The sequence below is a fragment of the Streptomyces sp. NPDC055099 genome, assembly GCF_053607685.1.
On sequence record NZ_JBSGUA010000016.1, the window covers coordinates 210,718 to 227,572 of the forward strand.

14 protein-coding genes are annotated in these 16,855 nt (G+C 68.5%); 12 read left to right on the top strand and 2 right to left on the bottom strand.

The genetic code is table 11. The annotated features are described in order from the left end of the window. Positions 1–13 precede the first annotated feature (13 nt). From ACWFRU_RS33115 to ACWFRU_RS33135, 5 genes are all read left to right on the top strand, one after another. Entirely contained in the window at positions 14–241 is a 228-nt protein-coding gene (locus ACWFRU_RS33115) for a hypothetical protein (protein WP_453691828.1), read from the top strand. A 502-nt stretch (positions 242–743) separates the two neighbouring features. Further along, positions 744–1,430: a helix-turn-helix transcriptional regulator gene (locus tag ACWFRU_RS33120; RefSeq protein WP_453691829.1), complete on the top strand. Its 687-nt coding sequence runs from the start codon at positions 744–746 to the stop codon at positions 1,428–1,430. 59 nt (positions 1,431–1,489) lie between these two features. After that, entirely contained in the window at positions 1,490–2,572 is a 1,083-nt protein-coding gene (locus tag ACWFRU_RS33125) for an inositol-3-phosphate synthase (RefSeq protein WP_453691830.1), read from the top strand. 78 nt (positions 2,573–2,650) lie between these two features. Further along, entirely contained in the window at positions 2,651–3,907 is a 1,257-nt protein-coding gene (locus ACWFRU_RS33130) for an MFS transporter (protein WP_453691831.1), read from the top strand. Between the two features lie 114 nt (positions 3,908–4,021). Further along, positions 4,022–4,489, top strand: a complete 468-nt coding sequence (locus ACWFRU_RS33135) for an LppU/SCO3897 family protein (RefSeq protein WP_453691832.1) — start codon at positions 4,022–4,024, stop codon at positions 4,487–4,489. A 100-nt stretch (positions 4,490–4,589) separates the two neighbouring features. On the opposite strand, the gene ACWFRU_RS33140 is transcribed toward ACWFRU_RS33135, so the two are convergent. Further along, entirely contained in the window at positions 4,590–6,032 is a 1,443-nt protein-coding gene (locus ACWFRU_RS33140) for a CCA tRNA nucleotidyltransferase (RefSeq protein WP_453691833.1), read from the bottom strand. A gap of 193 nt (positions 6,033–6,225) precedes the next feature. Here ACWFRU_RS33140 and ACWFRU_RS33145 point away from each other — a divergent pair, with 193 nt between their 5' ends. The 7 genes from ACWFRU_RS33145 to trxA all read left to right on the top strand — a co-directional run bounded on the left by ACWFRU_RS33145 (position 6,226) and on the right by trxA (position 15,977). Beyond that, on the top strand, positions 6,226–8,583 hold the full coding sequence (locus ACWFRU_RS33145; RefSeq protein ID WP_453691854.1) for a DUF6049 family protein: 2,358 nt from the start codon (positions 6,226–6,228) through the stop codon (positions 8,581–8,583). 47 nt (positions 8,584–8,630) lie between these two features. Further along, on the top strand, positions 8,631–10,919 hold the full coding sequence (murJ, locus tag ACWFRU_RS33150) for a murein biosynthesis integral membrane protein MurJ (protein ID WP_453691834.1): 2,289 nt from the start codon (positions 8,631–8,633) through the stop codon (positions 10,917–10,919). A gap of 118 nt (positions 10,920–11,037) precedes the next feature. Then, positions 11,038–12,747 (top strand): protein kinase family protein, encoded by a 1,710-nt coding sequence (locus ACWFRU_RS33155; RefSeq protein ID WP_453691835.1) that lies wholly within the window; start codon positions 11,038–11,040, stop codon positions 12,745–12,747. 32 nt (positions 12,748–12,779) lie between these two features. After that, entirely contained in the window at positions 12,780–13,514 is a 735-nt protein-coding gene (sigM, locus tag ACWFRU_RS33160) for an RNA polymerase sigma factor SigM (RefSeq protein ID WP_453691836.1), read from the top strand. Continuing rightward, positions 13,511–14,458: an anti-sigma factor family protein gene (locus tag ACWFRU_RS33165; RefSeq protein WP_453691837.1), complete on the top strand. Its 948-nt coding sequence runs from the start codon at positions 13,511–13,513 to the stop codon at positions 14,456–14,458. The genes sigM and ACWFRU_RS33165 overlap by 4 nt, the downstream gene beginning before the upstream one ends. A 183-nt stretch (positions 14,459–14,641) precedes the next feature. Next, positions 14,642–15,601: a thioredoxin-disulfide reductase gene (gene trxB / locus ACWFRU_RS33170; protein ID WP_365826863.1), complete on the top strand. Its 960-nt coding sequence runs from the start codon at positions 14,642–14,644 to the stop codon at positions 15,599–15,601. A 43-nt stretch (positions 15,602–15,644) separates the two neighbouring features. Then, the gene (gene trxA, locus ACWFRU_RS33175; RefSeq protein WP_363210328.1) at positions 15,645–15,977 is read left to right on the top strand and encodes a thioredoxin; all 333 of its coding nucleotides are present in this window, start codon (positions 15,645–15,647) and stop codon (positions 15,975–15,977) included. A 108-nt stretch (positions 15,978–16,085) separates the two neighbouring features. On the opposite strand, the gene ACWFRU_RS33180 is transcribed toward trxA, so the two are convergent. Then, positions 16,086–16,703, bottom strand: coding sequence for a GNAT family N-acetyltransferase (locus ACWFRU_RS33180; protein WP_363210329.1), 618 nt, complete (start codon positions 16,701–16,703; stop codon positions 16,086–16,088). Positions 16,704–16,855 lie beyond the last annotated feature (152 nt).

Consider the following 16,855-nt stretch of genomic DNA (forward strand, 5'->3'; position numbering starts at 1 on the left):
TCTTGCCGGGCTCATGACCGCCACGGCCTCGGCCTCGGCCGGGCCCGTTCGGGCCGCCACCACCACGGCGCCCGCCGCCTCCGGCGCCTCCGCGCCCGGCGCCGGCTCCATCGGCCGCTCTGCGGCGGCCCCCACCCGAGCCGACAGCACCACTGCGCTGCGCGGCACGGCGGGCCTCGGCACGGCCGCCGTAGGAACGGTCCCCGTCGTCAGGGGCCCCCGCTCCGTGCGAGCCGGTTGAGGAAGTGGGCGACCCAGTGGCGCCACGCGGTGCCGCGCGGCGACCCGACGACGCGCCTGGGACGCCGCGTCTGGCCGCGGCGCGTCCGCCGCCCTGCGGCTGCGGCGGTTTGCGACGGTGCTCGCTCATCGAACGATTACTCCTCGGGCAGGCGCAGGTATCCGCGCCTGGAAACGGCGGCTGGTTTCCGGTCCCCCCGAAGTACGGATGCGCCGCTGTCGGCACTCATCCGCACTACACCAGGGTCAACGACGCCCTCACGCGTCACTTGGTTCCCGGCGGTCTGCATGGCGCACAGACTACGCACCGTCAAAACCCTCTTAGCGCAGAAGTTCACCCCAAATCAGGCAAGTTACTTCCTACGAATCGGTGATGTGACGCCGTTCACCGATTCCCCTCTTGTCTCAACAGGCGGGCCGTTCTATCGTCTCGATGTATCGAGTCGATACATCAGCTCGGCATAAAGACCGTGTCGACAGACGCTGACAGACGGGAGGCGAAGATGAGCAGACGCTCCGGCATCCTCGAGTTCGCCGTCCTCGGCCTGCTGCGCGAGTCCCCGATGCACGGCTATGAGCTGCGTAAACGGCTCAATACTTCGCTGGGATGGTTCCGCGCCTTCAGCTACGGGACGCTCTACCCCTGCCTCAAGACGCTGGTCGCCAACGGCTGGTTGATCGAGGAAACGGGCGGCACCCCCGAGGAGGCCCTCACGGCACCTCTTTCCGGGCGCCGCGCCAAGATCGTCTATCGGCTGACGGCGGAAGGTAAGGAGCACTTCGAGGAGCTGCTCTCCCAGACCGGCCCCGACGCGTACGAGGACGAACACTTCGCCGCCCGCTTCGCCTTCTTCGGGCAGACCTCGCGGGACGTACGCATGCGGGTGCTCGAGGGGCGTCGCAGCCGCCTCGAGGAACGTCTGGAGAAGATGCGCGCCTCCCTGGCCCGTACCCGGGAGCGCCTGGACGACTACACGCTTGAGCTGCAGCGGCACGGAATGGAGTCCGTGGAGCGCGAAGTGCGCTGGCTGAACGAGCTCATCGAGAGCGAGCGCGCGGGGCGGGACCAGCAACGGTCCGCCCCGGACGGCTCCGCTCAGCACGACAGCACATCTGGGGAGTCGGGCGGCCTGCCCCGGCGGCGGGACACGAACCCGCCGCCGGATCCGTCCGATGACACCGCCAAGTGAGGCCCCGCGGTCCGCGGGGTCTCATCCGGAATACACAGATCACACAGGGAGCAACCGGAATGGGTTCGGTTCGCGTAGCCATCGTCGGCGTGGGCAACTGCGCCGCCTCGCTGGTCCAGGGCGTCGAGTACTACAAGGACGCAGACCCGGACGCCAAGGTCCCGGGCCTGATGCACGTCCAGTTCGGCGACTATCACGTCGGCGATGTCGAGTTCGTCGCCGCCTTTGACGTCGACGCCAAGAAGGTCGGGCTCGACCTCTCGGACGCCATCGGCGCCAGCGAGAACAACACCATCAAGATCTGCGACGTGCCGAACGCGGGCGTCACCGTCCAGCGCGGCCACACCCACGACGGCCTGGGCAAGTACTACCGCCAGACCATCGAGGAGTCCGCCGAGGCCCCCGTCGATGTCGTCCAGGTCCTCAAGGACAAGCAGGTCGACGTTCTCGTCTGCTACCTGCCGGTGGGTTCCGAGGACGCCGCGAAGTTCTACGCGCAGTGCGCCATCGACGCCAAGGTCGCCTTCGTCAACGCCCTCCCGGTCTTCATCGCCGGCACCAAGGAGTGGGCCGACAAGTTCACCGAGGCGGGCGTCCCGATCGTCGGCGACGACATCAAGTCCCAGGTCGGCGCCACCATCACCCACCGCGTGATGGCGAAGCTGTTCGAGGACCGCGGTGTCCGTCTCGAGCGCACCATGCAGCTCAACGTCGGCGGCAACATGGACTTCAAGAACATGTTGGAGCGCGACCGCCTCGAGTCCAAGAAGATCTCGAAGACGCAGGCCGTCACCTCGCAGATCCGTGACCGTGAGCTGGGCGAGAACAACGTCCACATCGGCCCCTCGGACTACGTGGCCTGGCTCGACGACCGCAAGTGGGCGTACGTCCGCCTCGAGGGCCGCGCCTTCGGCGACGTCCCGCTGAACCTGGAGTACAAGCTCGAGGTCTGGGACTCCCCGAACTCGGCCGGTGTCATCATCGACGCCCTGCGCGCCGCGAAGATCGCCAAGGACCGCGGCATCGGCGGCCCGATCCTCTCCGCGTCCTCGTACTTCATGAAGTCGCCGCCGGTGCAGTACTTCGACGACGAGGCTTACGAGAACGTCGAGAAGTTCATCAAGGGCGAGGTCGAGCGCTAAAGCTCGCCCCTTGAACGGCTGTTGAGGGTCCTCGGGCAATCCGCCCGGGGACCCTCCTCGTATGTGAGGCTGGGGATCATGGCTGTCGTCGGTGACCTGCGCGTACTGCTGCGCCTGCGGGACTTCCGGCGGCTGCTCGCCGTGCGGCTGCTCTCCCAGGGCGCTGACGGCGTCTATCAGGTGGCCCTCGCCACGTACGTGGTCTTCTCGCCGGAGAAGCAGACCTCGCCGGGCGCGATCGCCTCCGCGATGGCGGTGCTGCTCCTTCCGTACTCACTGATCGGCCCCTTCGCCGGCGTGCTCCTCGACCGCTGGCCACGCCGTCAGGTTTTTCTGTACGGCAACCTGCTGCGGACCGCTCTCGCCTCGGTGACCGCGGTGCTGATGCTGAGCGGTGTGCCGGACTGGCTGTTCTTCGCCTCCGCGCTCTGTGTCACGGCCGTGAACCGTTTCGTCCTCGCCGGGCTCTCCGCGGCGCTGCCGCGCGTGGTCGACGCCGAGCGCCTGGTGATGGCCAACTCCCTCTCACCGACCGCGGGGACGCTGGCCGCCACCGTGGGCGGTGGCCTCGCGTTCGTCGTTCGCCTGGTGGGCTTCGACTCGGACGCGGCGGTCGTGCTGCTCGGAGCCGCCCTGTATCTGTGCGCGGCGCTCGCCTCGCTCCGGATGACGCGGGAACTGCTGGGCCCGGATCCGGAGGTGGTGCAGCCTCGCCTCGTCGTGGCGCTCTCCGGTACGGCGCGGGACCTGGTGGCCGGGGTGAGGCATCTGTCGCAGCGACGCCCGGCCGCCCACGCGCTGCTCGCGATGACGCTCATGCGGTTCTGCTACGGCGCCCTGACGGTCATGGTCCTGATGCTCTGCCGGTACGCCTGGTCGTCCTCGGAACCCGACGGTCTTGCCCTGCTGGGGCTCGCCGTGGGGGTCTCGGGTGCGGGCTTCTTCGTTGCGGCCGTGCTGACTCCCTGGGCCGTGAGCCGCCTGACGGCCGCCGGTTGGATCGTCACCTGCGCGGGCTCCGCGGCGATCCTGGAACCGGCGCTCGCCCTCCCGTTCACCCCGGCCCCGCTGCTCATCGCCGCGTTCCTGCTGGGGCTGACGACGCAGGGCGCGAAGATCACCACGGACACGGTGGTGCAGTCGGCGGTGGACGACAGATTCCGTGGCCGGATCTTCTCGGTCTACGACGTCCTGTTCAACGTCGCTTTCGTCGCTGCGGCCGGAGTGGCCGCTCTGATGCTGCCGCCTGACGGGCGATCGGTCCCCCTGGTGGTCACGGTGGCCGTTATCTACGCGGCGATTGCTGCCGCTATGGCCAGATTTGACGCGCAGTAAGTGTCACATCAGTGACACAGAGCACCTCTGGACTTCAGAGATGTCACTGCGGCCGGATAACTTACGGACGTCGTATCCGCGCCATCGCGCTTCCGTTCGAGGGGGACCCCCAAAGTGACTACTCCGCCCCAGGGCCAGAATCCGTACGGCCAGGGCCTGCAGCCGCACCCCGGGCAGCCGGGACAGCCCACCGCGCCGCAGCAGCCCTACCCGCCGTACAACCAGGGGGCGCCGGTTCCTCCTCCGGCCGCGCCGAGCGGTGGTGGACGCGGCAAGAAGCTCATGCTGCGCATCGGCGGCTTCATAGTCGTCGCCATCCTCATCGCCGCCGGCAAGTGGTACTTCGGCCAGAGCGATGCCGAGACGACGGCCGTCGGTGACTGCCTGCACAACAAGGGCACGCAGTCCGCGCCGGACCTCAAGAACACCGACTGCTCCTCGAGCGACGCCGAGTTCGAGGTCATCGAGAAGTTCGACAACACCAGCAGCGTCAGCAAGTGCGACGCGGTCAAGGGGACCGAGGTCTCCTACTACCAGACCGGCAGCGGCCACGACGTGGTGCTTTGCCTGAAGAACAAGTAGCAGCAAACGCGAAGGGGCACTGTTTCACGTGAAACAGTGCCCCTTCGCATGTCCGGATCCGGTGCGATGTTTCACGTGAAACACCGCACCTCGCCCCACCTCACTCCTGCGCGGCCCACCACTCCTTGAGCGCCGCGACTGCCGCGTCACGCTCCATCGGCCCGTTCTCCAGCCGCAGCTCCAGCAGGAACTTGTAGGCCTGGCCGATCGCCGGGCCCGGCCGCACGTCCAGGATTTCCATGATCTCGTTGCCGTCGAGGTCGGGACGGATCGAGTCCAGCTCCTCCTGCTCCTGGAGCCGCGCGATGCGCTCCTCTAGGCCGTCATACGCACGCGACAGCGCGTTGGCCTTTCGCTTGTTGCGCGTCGTGCAGTCGGACCGGGTCAGCTTGTGCAGCCGGTCGAGGAGGGGGCCCGCGTCGCGCACGTAACGGCGTACGGCGGAGTCCGTCCACTCGCCCGTCCCGTAGCCGTGGAAGCGCAGGTGCAGCTCCACCAGGCGCGAGACGTCCTTCACGAGCTCGTTGGAGTACTTGAGCTCCGTCATCCGCTTCTTGGTCATCTTGGCGCCCACCACCTCGTGGTGGTGGAAGGAGACGCGGCCGTCGTCCTCGAAGCGCCGCGTCCGCGGCTTTCCGATGTCGTGCAGCAGCGCCGCGATCCGCAGCGTGAGGTCCGGGCCGTCCTCCTCCAACGCCATCGCCTGCTCGAGGACGATCAGCGAGTGGTCGTAGACGTCCTTGTGACGGTGGTGCTCGTCACTCTCCAGACGCAGCGCCGGAAGCTCCGGCAGGACGCGGTCGGCGATGCCTGTGTCGACAAGTAGAGCCAGCCCCTTCGCCGGGTGCGGCGAGAGGATCAGCTTGTTCAATTCGTCACGGACACGCTCCGCGGAGACGATGTCGATGCGCTCGGCCATCGCCTTCATCGCGGCGACGACCTCCGGAGCCACCTCGAAGTCGAGCTGCGCGGCGAACCGGGCGGCCCGCATCATCCGCAGCGGGTCGTCGGAGAAGGATTCTTCGGGGGTGCCAGGGGTTCGCAGGGCACGCTCCGCGAGGTCCTCAAGGCCTCCGTGCGGGTCGATGAACTCCTTCTCCGGGAGAGCGACGGCCATCGCGTTGACGGTGAAGTCGCGACGCACGAGGTCTTCCTCGATGGAGTCGCCGTACGACACCTCGGGCTTGCGCGAGGTCCTGTCGTAGGCCTCGGACCGATATGTCGTGACTTCGATCTGGTAGCCGTCTTTCTGGCTCCCGACCGTGCCGAAGGCGATCCCGACCTCCCAGACCGAGTCCGCCCACGGCCTGACGATCTTCAGTACATCCTCGGGGCGGGCATCCGTCGTGAAGTCCAGGTCATTGCCGAGCCGGCCAAGGAGCGCGTCTCTGACTGATCCGCCGACCAGGGCGAGAGAGAACCCGGCCTCCTGGAAACGGCGGGCAAGGTCGTCCGCGACAGGGGACACACGCAGCAGTTCACTGACCGCGCGGCGCTGCACCTGGCTCAGTGCGCTGGGGTTTTCTTCATTGGCGTTCGGCACAACAGAAAAGGGTACGTGCCCCGGACGCCCCCAGCCGCCCCGTTTTCGGCGGGGCCTCCAGGGCCGCGCGCCCCTCTCCGGCCAGGTCTTCCGATCATGTGGAGCAGTCCGCGGCACTTAGCCACAGCGCACCTCGTTACCATGCGTGGACGCACAACCGACGACCACTGACGACGACGAGGACGGGCAACGCGTGGCCGAGGCGGCAGACTTCCCGGGGACCAGTCCCTCACCTGCCCGCCGGTGGCTGCGGCGTACGGCAGCGTTGCTGGCTGGGGCCCCATTGCTGGCCGGCGTGCTGCAGATGTCGGCTGAGCCGACCGCACACGCCGCGACGCCGAGCGCGCCGGCAGACGCCACCGGTTCGAGCACCGTCGACGTCTCGCTCAACAAACTCACACCCACCGCGCCGACGGACGGCGACACGCTCACGATCTCCGGCACCGTCACCAACGACAGCAAGCAGCCGGTCACAGGGGCCGAGGTCGGGCTGCGCCTGGGGCCGGTCCTGAACGGCCGGAGCCAGATCGACTCCGCCGCCAAGCGCACCGGCTACCGCCCGGGAGCCGACGGCACCGAGGTGGGCGGCAAGTACGTCAAGAAGTTCTCCAAGCTCGCCCCCGGCATCCGCCAGGACTTCAGCATCTCCGTCCCGGTCAAGGCGCTTGACCTCGGCGCCGACGGCGTCTACCAGCTGGGCGTCTCGCTCACCGGCCGGACCAATGCCCAGCCGTGGTCCCAGGTACTCGGCTTCGAGCGGACCTTCCTGCCGTGGCAGTCGGGCGCCGCCGACACCAAGACCAAGACGACTTACCTGTGGCCGCTCATCTCCACTTCGCATCTCACGGCGGAGACCGGCTCGGACGAGCAGCAGACTCCCGTCTTCACGGACGACGACCTGGCCAAGGAGCTCGCTCCGGGCGGCCGCCTGGAACAGATGCTGTCCCTGGGCCGTCAGCTCGACGTGACCTGGGTCGTCGACCCCGACCTGCTGGCCTCGGTCGACCACATGACACGGAACTACCGGGTGCAGACCGCCGACGGCAAGGGCACCACGGCGGGCAAGAACCAGGCGCTCGCCAAGGACTGGCTCAACAAGCTCGAGCAGACCGTAAAGAACAAGAAGGTCGTGGCGCTGCCCTTCGCCGATCCCGACCTGGCCTCGCTGGCCCACAACGGCAGGACCGTCACCGGCTCCCTCGGCCAGCTCAAGGACGCCACCGACGCCGGGGCGATGGCCGTGGATTCCATCCTTCACGTCAAGCCGCAGTCGGACTTCGCGTGGCCCGTGGACGGCGCCCTCGACCCGTCGATCGTCGACGTCTCCACCTCGGCGGGCGCCCACTCGGTGATCGCCCGGAGCGACAGCCTGCGTGAGGGCAACGCGCTGCCGTACACGCCCAACGCCGCCCGGCCCATCGGCGGCGGCACGACGGCCGTGGTGGCCGACGCACGCCTCTCCACGGCCTTCCAGGGCGACATGACGGGGGCCGAGGACTCCACGCTCGCCGTGCAGCAGTTCCTCGCCCAGAGCCTGATGGTCACGCTGCAGGACCCGGACAAGCAGCGGAGCATCGTGGTGGCCCCGCAGCGCATGCCGTCCGCCAGCCAGGCGCAGGCGATGGCCAAGGCCCTGACCGCGCTCTCGGAAGAGCGCTGGTCCGAGCCGCAGGATCTCTCGGCGGCGGCCAAGGCGAAGCCGGACCCGGCGGCCACGACCCAGGTTCCGTCCGCCAGGTCCTACCCGGCGGCGCTGCGCAAGCAGGAGCTGCCGAAGTCGGCCTTCACCTCGATCCAGGGCACCCAGAACAAGCTCAACCGTTTCCAGACGATCCTCAGCGAGCCCGACCGCGTCATCACGCCCTTCGGGCGGGCCATAGACCGCGAGATGTCGACGTCCTGGCGGGGCAGGGCCGCCGAGGCGGCGACATTCCGCCAGGGCGTGTCGGACTACCTGACCACGCTCGTCGAGCAAGTGGCACTGATCGACAAGTCGGACGCGAAGCTCTCCGGGCGCAGCGCGACGATCCCCGTGACGGTGCAGAACAACCTGGTCCAGGGCGTCGATCACATGGTTCTGCGCCTGACGTCGGAGAACCCCACCCGTCTGAAGATCGGCGGCAAGGCCTACTGGGAGCAGCCGGTCAAGATCTCGGGCGGGCACGCCCAGTCGGTGAAGTTCACCACCACGGCCAATGCCAACGGACCGGTCCCGGTCTACGCCCAGCTCTACACCGAGGACGGGCAGCCGTACGGCAAGAGGGTCCAGTTCGATGTGAACGTCACCGAGATCACCCTCACGGTGATGCTGGTCATCGCGGGCGGCGTACTGCTGCTCGTCCTCGCCGGATTCCGGATGTACACCCAGCGCAAGCGGGCCGCCCGCAAGCAGGCGGAGGAGGGCCCGGAGGACGGCCCGGAGGCCGGACCGGACGGCGAGTCCGGCACAGAGTCCGGGGAGGACGACCCCGAGCAGCCGAGTGACCCGACACCGGACACCGCTCCGGAAAGCACCGACCCGTCGGACACGGGTGAGAGAGTGGACCGTTGAGCGATGTCGTGGCCGGTGGGCCCGGGGACGATGAGGTGGGGTAATCCATGAACGCGCCGTACGACGGTGACCGTGGCCAGGGCGCGGGCGGTTCCGGTCCTCCTGAGGACGGGCAGGTGCCACCCCAGCCTGCGCCGGACGTGTACCTCCAGGATGCCTACGACCAGGACCCCTACCGGGCACAGGACCTCGCCACCCAGGACCCGGTGACCGAGGCGCTGTACGACCGCGCCGCGCACCCCCCGCCGCCGCCCGGGTACTACCAGGACCCTCAGCCGCTCTACGCCCAGCCGCCTTCCCCTGAGCACGCCCCGGACCCTCGCGTATGGGCGCAGACCCCGGCCCCCGAACCCGAAGGCCCGACCCGGCACCTCCCGTACGGTGACGACGCCCGCACGACGCAGTTCGTGGGCGTCGACGACCTGGTCACCCAGGCCGGCGAGGAACGTCACGAGCCGGACGCCTTCGCCCACCTCTTCCGGGACCAGCAGCACGGCGGCTACCGCGAGCAGTCCGGTGGCTACCAACAGGACGGCTACCCCCAGAACACCGGTTACCCGCAGGGCAATGGCTATCCGCAGAGCCCTGGGTACCCCCAAGGCGACGGCTATCAGCAGCAGGGCGGCTACCAGCCTGCCGAGCCTCCGATGGTCCCGGCACCGGCAGCTCCCCCGGCCCCCGCACCGGCCCCGAAGTCGGGCGGCGGCGGACGGGCGTCGAGCCTGCTGAAGTCGAGTGCGGTGATGGCCGCGGGCACGATGGTCTCCCGCCTCACCGGCTTCGTGCGCACCATGGTGATCACCGCGGCTCTCGGCGCCGCGACGCTCGGTGACGCCTGGACCGTCGCGTACACGCTGCCGACGATGATCTACATCCTGACCGTCGGCGGCGGCCTCAACTCGGTGTTCGTGCCGCAGCTGGTGCGAGCCATGAAGGACGACAAGGACGGCGGCGTAGCCTACGCCAACCGTCTGCTGACCCTCGTCATGGTCGCGCTGGGGCTCATCGTCGGCCTCGCCGTCTTCGCGGCGCCGCTACTGGTCAAGCTGATGTCGACCCCCATCGCGAACGACGAGGCGGCCAACAACGTCGCGGTCACCTTCGCCCGCTACTGCCTGCCCACCATCTTCTTCATGGGCGTGCACGTGGTGATGGGCCAGATCCTCAACGCCCGCGGCAAGTTCGGCGCGATGATGTGGACGCCGGTCCTCAACAACATCGTCATGATCTTCACGTTCGGCCTGTTCATCTGGGTCTACGGGACGTCCGGCGACTCCGGCATGAGGGTCGAGTCGATCCCGGCGGACGGTGTCCGTCTCCTCGGCATCGGCACCCTGCTCGGCCTGGTGGTCCAGGCCCTGGCGATGATCCCGTATCTGCGCGAGACGGGCTTCCGGTTCCGGCCGCGCTTCGACTGGAAGGGCCACGGGCTCGGCAAGGCGGTCAAGCTCGCCAAGTGGACGGTGCTCTTCGTCCTCGCCAACCAGGCCGGCGTCCTCGTCGTCACCCAGCTGGCCACCGCCGCGGGCAAGGCCTCCGGCAAGGACGGCTCGGGCATCATGGCCTACTCCAACGCCCAGCTGATCTGGGGCATGCCGCAGGCCATCATCACCGTCTCCGTCATGGCGGCCATGCTGCCCCGCATCTCGCGCTCGGCCCACGACAACGACGCCGGCGCGGTCCGCGACGACATCTCGCAAGGGCTGCGCACCTCAGCGGTGGCGATCGTCCCGGTCGCCTTCTCGTTCGTCGCCCTCGGCGTCCCGATGTGCACCCTGCTCTTCGCCTCCAGCGGCAGCCAGGCCGCCCAGTCCATGGGATTCGTCCTGATGGCGTTCGGCCTGGGGCTGATCCCGTACTCGGTTCAGTACGTCGTCCTGCGCGGCTTCTACGCCTACGAAGACACCCGGACGCCCTTCTACAACACGGTCATCGTGGCCGCCGTCAACGCGGCGGCGAGTGTCCTCGCCTACGTCCTCCTGCCCGCGGAGTGGGCCGTGGTCGGCATGGCCGCCGCGTACGGCCTCGCCTACGCGGTCGGCGTCGGAGTCGCCTGGCGCAGGCTGCGCAACCGCCTCGGCGGCGATCTGGACGGTACCCAAGTCCTGCGCACGTACGCCCGACTCGCCATGGCGTGCATCCCCGCGGCCCTTCTCGGCGGCGCCGCAGGTTACGGAATCCTCAAGACTCTGGGCGACGGAGCGGGTGGTTCCCTGATCGCTTTGGTGGTCGGTGGAGTCATTCTCGGTGGTGTCTTCTTCGTGGCCGCCCGAAAGATGCGGATTGCGGAGCTCAATTCGATGGTCGGGATGGTGCGCGGCCGTCTCGGACGGTGAGATACAGGGGTTCGCACAACCATCACCGGCCACCGCGTGTCGTGCATAGCGCCGGACTGTGGGCACAATTGGCTTTGGCGTCTGACGAAGCGCGATGGATGGGGAGGCAGGAACGACGGTGGCGGAACGGAGCACGGCTGCCGTCGACGTGGCAGACAACAGTGGCGATGAGCCGCTGACCGCGAAGGCGGACGAGGCCACGGCCGACGGGGTGGCCCAGACCCGGGAGCGGGAAACGGCAGAAGAAGGCGCAGCAGAGATGGGTGAGCCCATGGGCGCGGGGGCGGCATCACCCCCCGAGCTGCACAGCGGCCACAAGCTCGCCAGACGCTACCGACTCGAAGAATGCGTCACCCGTCTGGACGGTTTCAGCAGCTGGCGTGCGGTGGACGAGAAGCTCCGCCGCGCTGTCGGCGTGCACCTGCTGCCCGCCGACCATCCGCGGGCACGATCGGTGCTCGCCGCGGCCCGCTCGTCGGCGCTGCTCGGCGATCCCCGATTCGTCCACGTTCTGGACGCCGTCGAGGAGAACGACCTCGTCTACGTGGTTCATGAGTGGCTGCCGGACGCCACGGAACTGACCGCGCTGCTCGCCGCGGGCCCTCTTGAGGCGCACGACGCGTATCAGCTCGTCAGTCAGGTCGCCCAAGCCATGGCGGCCGCCCACCGCGAGGGGCTCGCCCATCTGCGGCTGACCCCGAGCGCGGTGCTGCGGACGTCCTCCGGGCAGTACCGCATCCGCGGCCTCGCCGTGAACGCGGCGCTGCGCGGCATCAGCTCCGACACCCCGCAGCGCACGGACACCAAAGCGATCGGCGCGCTCCTGTACGCCTCACTGACCCAGCGCTGGCCGTACGAGGACGACGCGTACGGCCTCTCCGGGCTCCCCAAGGGTGTCGGCCTCATCGCCCCCGACCAGGTGCGCGCAGGCGTGCACAGGGGCCTCTCCGAGCTCGCCATGCGCGCGCTCGTGAACGAGGGTGCGACGGCTTCCCGCCAGGATCCGCCGTGCACGACCCCGGAGGAGCTGGTGAAGGCGATCGGCGAGATGCCGCGCATCCGCCCGCCGGAGCCCGCCTTCACCGCACCGCCCGAGTACCAGCGGACGACGTACCAGCAGGGCACCTACGGCCGCACCACACCCCGCCCCGGTGTCACCCAGGCCGTCCCGACCCCGCCGCCCCCGCTGCAGAGCCGTACCGGCAAAGCCCTCAAGTGGGCCGTGTCCGCACTGCTCATCGCGGCTTTGGGGCTCGGCAGCTGGCAGCTCGCGGACGCCTTGATGGACCGGGGGAATTCCGAGGACCCCGGCAGCGCCGACACGTCCGACGACGGCGAGAAGAGCGAGCCGAAGACCGCGCATCCGATCAAGATCGTGAACGGCGAGGAGTACGTGCTCAAGGGCGGCCCGCAAGATCTCGCGGGCGTACCCAACACGTACGACGGTGACGACTCGACCTACTGGCGGTCGAAGAGCTTCATAGAGGGCCCGAAGCTGGCCCCGTACAAGCCCGGCGTCGGTATCGTCTACGACCTCGGCAAGGAAGAGGACGTGTCGGCCGCGTCGCTCGGGCTCCGGTACGGCGGCGACCACACGACGGTCGAGCTGTACGCCGCGGACTCGATGTCTTCCTCGACGCCCCCGAGCTCCATGAAGAAGATCGGGACCGTCACGACCACCGGGCAGTCCGCGAAGATCAAGGCGAAGAAGCCGGTCGCCACACGGTACGTACTGGTCTGGCTCACCGACGTACCGCAGTCACCGCGTGACGAGTACAGCAGCGCCGGGTACAAGCAGGCCATCACGGACGTGAAGTTCACGGGCTGAGGCCGAGGCTCACCGGGGGAGGGGGTTCGACGGTGGACGACACCACGCACGGCGAGATCAGCGACAAGGACCTCCTGGCCCGCCACGTGGCAGGGGACAAGGACGCCTTCGGCGAGCTCGTCCGACGCCATCGCGACCGCCTGTGGGCGGTGGCCCTGCGCACGCTGGGCGACCGCGAGGAAGCCGCTGACGCCGTCCAGGACGCTCTGGTCTCCGCCTACCGCGCCGCCCACACCTTCCGCGGCCAGTCGGCCGTCACGACGTGGTTGCACCGCATCACCGTGAACGCCTGCCTCGACCGGGCCCGTAAGGCGGCATCCCGCAAGACCTCCCCCATCGACGACACCGAACGGCTCGAGCAACTCCTCGAACCGCACGAGTCGGCGGAAGCGCCTGTTGAGCGCGGCGATCTCCACCGCGAGCTCATCGAGGCTTTGGGCACCCTCCCGCACGACCAGCGCGCCGCCCTCGTCCTCGTGGACATGCAGGGGTACCCGGTGGCCGAAGCTGCCAGCGTGCTCGATGTACCCACCGGCACCGTGAAGAGCCGCTGCGCTCGCGGCAGAGCCAGACTGCTGCCGCTGCTCACCCATCTGCGTACGGAACCCCGTGAGCAGAGCGGAGACGGCGGCGACGGCGAAGAAGGCAAGAAGTCTGACCGCGGAAGGAACCGGACGCAGGGGACATCCGTCCCACCTGCAGCGGGACCACGGGACGCGGGACCAAGCGATTCAGCTGCTGTGAAGGGCGGAGGTGGGCGAGCGTGACAACCACGACCGATTCGGCCGGGCACCCAGAAGTCGCCGAGATCTCCGACCTCACGGAGGGCCTGCTGCCTCCGTCCCGAACCGCCGACGTCCGGCAGCACCTGGACGACTGCGAGCTCTGCGCCGACGTCTATGACTCCCTGGAGGAGATCCGGGGGATTCTCGGCACCCTGCCGGGGCCGCCGCGGATGCCGGCCGACGTCGCAGGACGCATCGACGCCGCTCTGGCCGCGGAAGCGCTCCTTGACTCCATCGCACCAGGATCAGTTGAGGCGATCGATCCGGACCCGGCACCGGAGCCAACGGCAGCCGCACGTGTTTCACGTGAAACATCGCCCGCCTCCGTGCAACGCGGCGAGCCCGCCGATCGCCCTGCGGGACACTCCCGCGCTGCCACTGGGCCTGGACGACGCGGTCGCTTGCGGAGCGGCCGTCAACGCAACGTAGTACTGGGCGCCGTTTTCACGGCAGCCGCCATCGGCCTCGGTTCCTTGTTGCTGCAGAACGTTGGCGGTGACTCGGGAGGCGGCGGCGAGACGGCCTCGGAACACACCAACTCCGCGCACGCCTTCTCCGAGGACAACCTCAAGGGTCAGGTGACGGACCTGCTCGCCAAGGCCCCCACCACGAGCCCCGAGTCCGGCAGCGACAAGCCGTCCTTCGACGTGCGGTCCAGCCCGGAGTCCCCGAAGGAACAACAGAAGATGCGCGAGCCCACGGTCACCGTCCCGACGTGCATCCAGCTCGGTATCGGCGACAAGGCTCCGCTGGCTGCCGAGAAGGGCACCTATAAGGGGAAGGACGCCTACCTCGTCGTGGCGTCCCATGACTCCGACGCGACGAAGGTCTCCGCGTACGTGGTCGACGCGACGTGTGTGGACAAGGCGTCGTCTGCCTCCGCTGCGGGCAAGGTTCTGCTGACCAACTCCTACGCGCGGCCCTGACCTTCTCACCACTGCGGCGGGAGACTCAGCACAGCGTGGCATCCTGGCGTCCCCTGACATGCTTCCGTGCGCTCGGACACGTCGGGAATGCATGCCCCGTAGGATCCGTTGGGTGGGATGAGAGACCTGATACAGGCACCCACCAGCAGTACGCAGCAGTCTCCAGAGACGAGGAATCAAGCCGTGACCGACGTCCGTAACGTGATCATCATCGGCTCCGGGCCCGCCGGCTACACGGCGGCGCTCTACACCGCGCGAGCGTCGCTGAAGCCCCTGGTGTTCGAGGGCGCCGTCACCGCAGGCGGTGCGCTGATGAACACCACCGAGGTGGAGAACTTCCCCGGCTTCCAGGACGGCGTCATGGGCCCCGAGCTTATGGACAACATGCGGGCCCAGGCCGAGCGCTTCGGCGCCGAGCTGGTGCCGGACGACGTGATCTCCGTCGACCTCACCGGTGAGATCAAGACCGTGACGGACACGGCGGGCACCGTGCACCGCGCGAAGACCGTCATCGTCACGACGGGCTCCCAGCACCGCAAGCTCGGCCTGCCGAACGAGGACGCGCTCTCCGGCCGCGGCGTCTCCTGGTGCGCGACCTGCGACGGCTTCTTCTTCAAGGACCAGGACATCGCCGTGATCGGCGGCGGCGACACCGCGATGGAGGAGGCCACCTTCCTCTCGCGCTTCGCCAAGTCCGTGACGATCGTGCACCGTCGCGACAGCCTGCGTGCCTCCAAGGCGATGCAGGAGCGCGCGATGGCCGACCCGAAGATCAGCTTCATCTGGGACAGCGAGGTCGCCGAGATCAAGGGCGAGCAGAAGCTCTCCGGTCTGACGCTGCGCAACCTGAAGACGGGTGAGACCTCCGAGCTGCCCGTGACCGGCCTCTTCATCGCGATCGGCCACGACCCGCGCACGGAGCTCTTCAAGGGCCAGCTCACCCTGGACGACGAGGGCTACCTGAAGGTGGACGCTCCCTCGACCCGGACGAACGTGCCCGGCGTCTTCGGCGCCGGTGACGTCGTCGACCACACGTACCGCCAGGCGATCACGGCGGCCGGCACCGGCTGCTCCGCCGCCCTGGACTCCGAGCGGTTCCTCGCTGCCCTCGTGGACAGCGAGACGGCCGCCGCCGCCGTCTGACATCCCATCCTCCCCACCGCATCACCGAGTTAAGGAGCCCGCCGTGGCCGGCACTCTGAAGAACGTGACCGACGCCTCCTTCGAGGAAGACGTCCTGAAGAACGACAAGCCCGTCCTGGTGGACTTCTGGGCCGCTTGGTGCGGACCGTGCCGCCAGATCGCGCCGTCTCTTGAGGCGATCGCGGCCGAGCACGGCGACAAGATCGAGATCGTCAAGCTCAACATCGACGAGAACCCGGGCATCGCGGCCAGGTACGGCGTCATGTCCATCCCGACCCTGAACGTGTACCAGGGCGGCGAGGTGGCCAAGACGATCGTCGGCGCCAAGCCGAAGGCGGCCCTGGAGCGCGACCTCGCGGACTTCATCGCCGAGTAACGAGCGACGCCACAACAGGCGACGCGTTGTTTCACGTGAAACACGAATGGGCCAGCCCACCAGGGCTGGCCCATTCGCATGACAGGAGGTAGTCGGCGCTGCCCAGGATCAGAGCGGCCGGAGCACGGGCTCCTTCTGTACCGCTCCCAGCAACCGGTCGAGCGCCATCTCGACGTCTTCCTTCCAGGAGAGCGTCGTACGCAGCTCAAGCCTCAGCCGTGGGTATGAGGGGTGCGGACGGACCGTCTTGAAGCCCACCGCCAGCAGGTGATCGGCGGGCAGCACACAGGCGGGCTTCTCCCATCGGGCGTCCCCGAAAGCCTCGATCGCCTTGAACCCCCGTCGCAGCAGATCCTTCGCGACGGTCTGGACGATGACGCGGCCGATGCCCTGGCCCTGATAACCCGGCATGATCCAGGCCGTCATCAGCTGGACGGCATCGGGGGACACCGGGCTCGTCGGAAACGCGGTGGCGCGAGGTACGTACGCCGGCGGGGCGTACAGCACGAAGCCCACCGGAAGATCATCTACGTAGACGACCCGACCGCAGGATCCCCACTCGAGCAGGACCGCGGAGATCCACGCCTCTTTCTCGAGCTCCGGCGTCCCGGCCTTTACCGCGGCCTGGCCGCTGACCGGGTCCAGCTCCCAGAAGACACACGTCCGGCAACGCTGGGGAAGGTCCGGAAGGTTGTCCAGCGTGAGCGGTACGAGCCGACGCCCCATGAAGGCTGTTCCTCACTTCCTTCGCCCGCCGCATCACGGGCGGCAGTCAGAGCGCTCCGTTCCTTCAGCAGGCTGCCGACGAATCCGCCGACAGCTCCCAGCCCAAGGCCCGCAGTCATCAGTCCGGTCCGGCTCACCGATCGCATGGCCCT